The sequence below is a fragment of the Frankia sp. CcCS3 genome (genome assembly GCF_977927575.1).
In genome coordinates this window covers 1-5287 of the sequence record NZ_CDWRCL010000260.1, presented here as the reverse complement: position 1 = coordinate 5287, position 5287 = coordinate 1, and the positions used below count along the sequence as shown (strand labels likewise).

Genomic DNA, 5287 nt, shown 5'->3' with positions numbered 1-5287 from the left:
CGAAGCAACAGTCACCATCGCCGCGATCAACGAATGGCTGCCCCGATAAACTTCCCAAACAGGCCCTAGCCGGACGTGCCGTGGCGGTCCGTCACAGGCTTCCGCAACATCGCCGTTCACACATACTTCGAGGTCGACTGGTCAATTGTGTGGCGCATCCACGCCGGCAGCCACACGTTCTGTTCAGGCCGCCGAGGTCTCACCGCTCGGATCGCCCAGCGTGGCCACCTTCTCCAGCTTGTGTTGCGTTCGTCACACCGGTGGACGTATGCACTCCGCCGCCACCTCCCATCGCTCCAACCAGGAGCGATCCCCACTCCACCATCACACCCCCACCCGTAGCGCCACAACCTCACTGCTACGATTGCACAACGCCACAACTCGATAGGTATGGAGAACCGGGATGGCCAAGCGCAACGCCGCGCTCACTCTTCTCTTGGTCGAAATCGGCGCAATCGCGCTACTTGTGAATTCTCTGATCTCGTTCGACTGGCATGAACTTTGGTTCACCCTGTCGATCTCGATCGCTATTCCGTGTTGGGTTCTCGCCGTCAAGGCGCCTTCTACTTGCGGCGTGACAACCCAGCGCCGCACCCCGTGCCGTAAGGTGCTCCCAGCTGATCGCCGATCGGTGTTTTTGATCTAGGTTTCCCGTCTGCGGGCAGGGGCGGGGAGCGACGGTCGTGTCGCGGCGCCGGGTCCACCTGCATCCTCGGTACCGGCGTGCCTGCGGTCGCCTGCGCCAGGCTCCGCCCAGTCCGCCGGCAGCGCGGTCAGCAATGTCCGGCCTGAACGCCAGCGGTTCGGGAGCCGCCGTTGTCGACCCGTTCGACCCACCCGTCGACGGTGAGTTGTCTTGCTGGTGTGGTGGGAGGAGTCGGTGCTTGGTCGCGCCCGGCGGCGACCGATGGCAGAGTACCCTTGAGGTACTGGAGGCACCGACGAACTGGTAGCTGGCGGGAAGGAGACGGACGCGGCGATGATGGAGCAGACGCCCCGGCAGGTTGCGGTCAAGGTCTCGCCGGAAGGCGACAAGCTGATCACCAGTGGCGCGCACTACTTGCATATGAGCAAGAAGGATCTCGTCGAGGCGGCGGTCGCATTTTACCTGGACGCGCGCCGCGAGGAAATGCAGTCCGGGATGCGGGAGCTGCTGAGCGAGCTCGACGGCAGCCGCGCGTCACGGATAGCGATGCTCGCCGGGATGACTCGTGCTGAACTCGACGCGATCGGCGGCGTCGAAGAGGACCGCTGACGGTGGCCGGACGGGCCCGCCCCACGCTCCGCTGCCTGCGAGAGGATCTCGCCTTGACGGTCCCGCGCGCGGACACGCCTTTGGAGGACATCGGCCATCCGCTACTCGGCAAGGTCGGCGACCGCTTCGCCGACGACGACACGCCGCAGGAGCGGATCGCCGCGATCGACGATCAGGTGTTGTTCAAGGTGAAGGTCCATCGCTGGCGCGGTGCAGTGTGGGTCGACGCCGGGATCCCATGGCTGGTGGCGGCCGGGCAGCGGGAGGAAGGCTCGCCCGATGACTTCTACGCGGCGCTGGCCGCACGCGCAACCGCCGCGCGGGCACGCTACAACGCCAGACACTCGCCTGCTCTCGCCACCACGACCTACACCGGTGACCTGCTGCCCGGTCAGGAGGACAAGCTGAGGTGGCGGGCCGAGTCGGCGACGCGCGCCGAGCGCACGCTCAGGGCGGCGGTGCACCGGCTGGTAGGCGAGTCACTGCTGGACGGCCAGGAGCACGCCGTCATGCTGGACGGCGCGGCGCTGGGCATCCAGGTCGTCGCTGACCAAGGTCACGAGACCTATGTCGCGATCCGCCTCATCGGCTCGGTCCCGCGACGGCTCGTCGCGACGATCCTCAGCCTCGTACCCGGATGTGAAGCCGACGCATGGATGTCCGACTACGCCATGCCGCAGCGGGCAGTGGCCCCCGAAGAGCAGATCTGGTCCAACATCATGGACCCAGCCGAGGCTGCGACGTTTCTCGACCAGCAACCATGAGCCTGTCATCCCTCCTGAACCCGAAGAGGAACGTCAACGCGACCACCACGCCGACGACTACGGTCACGAGACGGGTCGAAGCGTCCGAAACCGCCAGACCTGCGGAACACCCGTTCGATCCGGTAGGTGATGTAACGGTCGGCGCGGTCACTGGGCATCGTCCCTGGCCAGGGCACGGGTAGCGACCGGCCGGACAGTGATTTCAGGGGCCGCAACCAAGATCGAACGGTTCGGATGCTGGTACACAGGGGACGTAATGAAGTAACAAATATGCGATCGAGAGCATCATCGCAGGTCACAGGCCTGTGGAGGGTTCGAAACGCGCAAGTTATTTCATTTCGACTCCACAGGGTCCACAAGCTGGCTTTGCCTGCTCAGCCCCCCTTCGGGGGCGCTTTCGCGTTTGCCGCTGGCTCCTGGCTGGACATCAGGTGTCAGCGCGCCTGGCCCCGACTGGGCCCGATCATCTGGGCAACACCGCTACCCCGTGAAGATCGAAGTCGGCGGGCACTAATTATTGACGGCGGTCGAGCTTCCCACCGAGCCTTTTCAAAGTTGGTTGTTCTAATGGCCCTCGCTGGCGAGGACGAGGACGGCCTGGGCGAAGGTGCCGACGCGGCGTGGGCAGCCGCGGAAACGGTCGAATATGTGCCAGTTCTTGAGGACCGCGAATCCTCGTTCACCTTGTGAGCGGGTGGTGGCGTGGGTCCGGTTGGCCTCCTTGTCACGGTCGGGGAGGTCGTTGTTCTTGGGTTTCTTGATCGGGACGAGGAGGCGCTCGCCTTCGCCGCCGATGTAGCCCTTGTCCGCGTAGAGGTAGAGCTCCGAACGGTCGATCAGATCGAGAATGTCGTGCATCCGGGCCGCGGTGAGGTCATGGACGGAGCCGGGAAGCCCTTCGGAGATCCAGACCAGCCGGCCGTAGGGGTCGGTGAGGCTCTGCAGGGTGATGCCGTGGTACTTGTGCTTGCCCGAGTAGTACAGCTTGTTATGCGCCCGGACACGATTGGTACGCACGACGGTGCCGTCGAGGATGAGGAAGTTGCTCTGGGTCCACGCGAAAATCCAGGCCGCGGCGAGCAGGGTCCGGCCGTGAGTGGCGAGCAGGCGGACGGCTTCGCGGATGTAGTTGTGGACGGTGCCGACGCTGACCTGGAACCCCTCGGCGAGTCGCTCGTAGCGTTCACCCTTGCGTAGGTGGACGAGTACCAGGAGTGCCTGCTCGTGTGGGGGCAGCTTGCGCCAGGTCCGGCGCTGGGCGCGGTCCTCGGCCAGCAGCCCCGCGAGGAGGGTCAGGGTCGACTCGGGCAGGTCGACGACACCAGGGTAGATTAGCAACGGAAGTCCTCGGTCAAGGGCACAGTGGAGTAGACACCCTGTGATCTACCGGGGACTTCTCTATTTACGGCACCCCTCCGGCCACCGCCCGGCCAACTATCGCCGCCGCCAGATGGCGGAACGACTGGAGCCGGCGCCCGTTGAATTCGCTAATTGGCGATCCTCAACCGCCGAGAGAATCAGACAAACCGAGGTTGAAAAGGCTCGATGTGCCACCGTTTCGTCCGTCCTTCGTCTATCAGCTCACAGTCGGCGCGCCGCCCAAGGGCGAGTGCCCTCGGGCGGCGCGGTTTCAGCCCTGATCCACCGCCCGATTTGGCCAGTTAGCGGTGCGATGAACGCGTAAATGCCCTCTGAGCTGGGATGATGGTCTTACTGAAGGAACCATCCGGACCGGCCGAGAGGGCAATGGCGCTGCTTTAAGGTGATCGTCGTGGTTCGAGGCAGTAGAGTTCGATGCAGCGGGTGACGGTGACCACGGCGGGTTCGCCGGGTTTTCGGGCGGGGAAGTCGCCGGTTTTCTTGGTTTTGCGGGGGCTGGCGCGGTCGGGGCGGTCCCGGACGAACGTCGCGGGTTGCAGGATCTTGAGGAGGAAGGTGGCCAGGGCCAGGTCACGCCGGCTGGGGGGAAAGCCCGCCGTGACGGTGTCGGTCGCGGCGGTCAGGGCGTGGCGGAAACTGATCCTGCCCGGGGGATGCCGGCGGCGTCCACGGCGGCGCCGACGAGAGTGTGGATGGCCTGGTAGACGGCGAACAGCGCCCACAGCTCCTGCGCGACGCCTTCGGGGTCCTTGCTGCGCAGGACGGGCTGTCCCTCGCCCCTGTCGGTCTTGTGGTGGCCGATCATGGTCTCGCACTCCCACCTCAGCGGGTAGGCGCACGCCAGGTCGAGCGCCGGGTAGGCAGCGACGTCGAGCAGGTCCGTCACCAGGCAGAACAGCTCCGAGGCGGACTCGGCGCCGCCGGTGGGGGTGGTGTGCACGGTGTACTCGACCACCCGGACCGTGACCGGCGGGCCGTCGGCGGGCCGCGCAGGCGTCAGCTCGGCCAGGTACGTGCCGTCCGCCAGGACCCGGACCGGTGTCAGGGCGAACGACGCCGAGGCCCGCCACAGGATGTGCGCGCCGGTGGCCAGCACGTCGCGGGCCAGCCGGTGGGACAGGAAGTTCCAGTCGGCGAGCACGAGCATGTCAGGTCCATAGCAGCCCCGCAGGTCCGCGGCGAGTGTCTGTTCGCCGGTGGTGAAGGGACCGAACGTGGCACCGACCAGCGCCCCGGTGCCGGACTCGGCCGCCGCCAGCCACCGGACCTGCGGGAACGCCCCCGCCCGAGTGCCGTTGGACGGCCGGCCGAACGCGGCGTCGTTGGCCTCGGTGTCCGGCAGGTCGATGGTCGGAGCCTGTCATGAACGGCGAGGCGCGCGGGCTACGGTTTCCGGGCGATTCCGCCATACATGTACACGTGGGCATCGTCCAGCGCAGCCGCCTCCTCGTCGGGATGCCAGTGGTGGACGAGCACTACTCCGGGGTCAAGCAGTTCCATCCCGTCGAAGAAACGCTCGACCGTGCTTTTATCGCGCACGGCCAGCGGAATGCCGTTGGCGTTGTATGCGGCCTCCCCGGCGCGAACTTCCTCGGGCGCGCTGTCGGCCGTGGCGGTCGACAGCGCCAGGATGCTCCCCGCCGGCAACGGGCGCATGAGCCGGTCGATGATGTCCTGAACGGCTGCGTCATCAGTGATGAACTGCACGATCGCGATCAGACTGACCGCCACAGGCTGGCTCAGGTCGAGAGTTTCCCGCAGTTGCTCGGACTCCAGGATCCCCTCCGGGTCGCGGAAGTCGGCGTCGAGATAGGCGGCCCGGCCCTCGGGGGTGCTGGTGAGCAGTAAACATTCACCTGCTTTAGCGATCTTGCTGTGGGTGACGGTT

7 protein-coding genes are annotated in these 5287 nt (G+C 66.0%); 4 read left to right on the top strand and 3 right to left on the bottom strand.

What is annotated here, in order from left to right:
• The first annotated feature begins 75 nt into the window (after positions 1–75).
• From AC08OQ_RS17480 to AC08OQ_RS17465, 4 genes are all read left to right on the top strand, one after another.
• On the top strand, positions 76–342 hold the full coding sequence (locus tag AC08OQ_RS17480; RefSeq protein WP_462203586.1) for a HepT-like ribonuclease domain-containing protein: 267 nt from the start codon (positions 76–78) through the stop codon (positions 340–342).
• Between the two features lie 61 nt (positions 343–403).
• The gene (locus AC08OQ_RS17475) at positions 404–646 is read left to right on the top strand and encodes a hypothetical protein (protein WP_462188645.1); all 243 of its coding nucleotides are present in this window, start codon (positions 404–406) and stop codon (positions 644–646) included.
• Positions 647–979: 333 nt separating this feature from the next.
• Positions 980–1255 (top strand): hypothetical protein, encoded by a 276-nt coding sequence (locus tag AC08OQ_RS17470; RefSeq protein ID WP_462188646.1) that lies wholly within the window; start codon positions 980–982, stop codon positions 1253–1255.
• A gap of 53 nt (positions 1256–1308) precedes the next feature.
• Complete coding sequence (locus AC08OQ_RS17465) at positions 1309–2019, top strand: hypothetical protein (protein WP_476602043.1); 711 nt, start codon at positions 1309–1311, stop codon at positions 2017–2019.
• A gap of 564 nt (positions 2020–2583) precedes the next feature.
• Here the strand turns inward: AC08OQ_RS17465 and AC08OQ_RS17460 are convergent.
• From AC08OQ_RS17460 to AC08OQ_RS17450, 3 genes are all read right to left on the bottom strand, one after another.
• The gene (locus AC08OQ_RS17460; protein WP_476602042.1) at positions 2584–3357 is read right to left on the bottom strand and encodes a transposase family protein; all 774 of its coding nucleotides are present in this window, start codon (positions 3355–3357) and stop codon (positions 2584–2586) included.
• Between the two features lie 661 nt (positions 3358–4018).
• Complete coding sequence (locus AC08OQ_RS17455) at positions 4019–4546, bottom strand: transposase (protein ID WP_476602041.1); 528 nt, start codon at positions 4544–4546, stop codon at positions 4019–4021.
• Positions 4547–4782: 236 nt separating this feature from the next.
• The coding region (locus AC08OQ_RS17450; protein ID WP_476612213.1) for an SAM-dependent methyltransferase at positions 4783–5287 on the bottom strand (505 nt) is incomplete at its 5' end.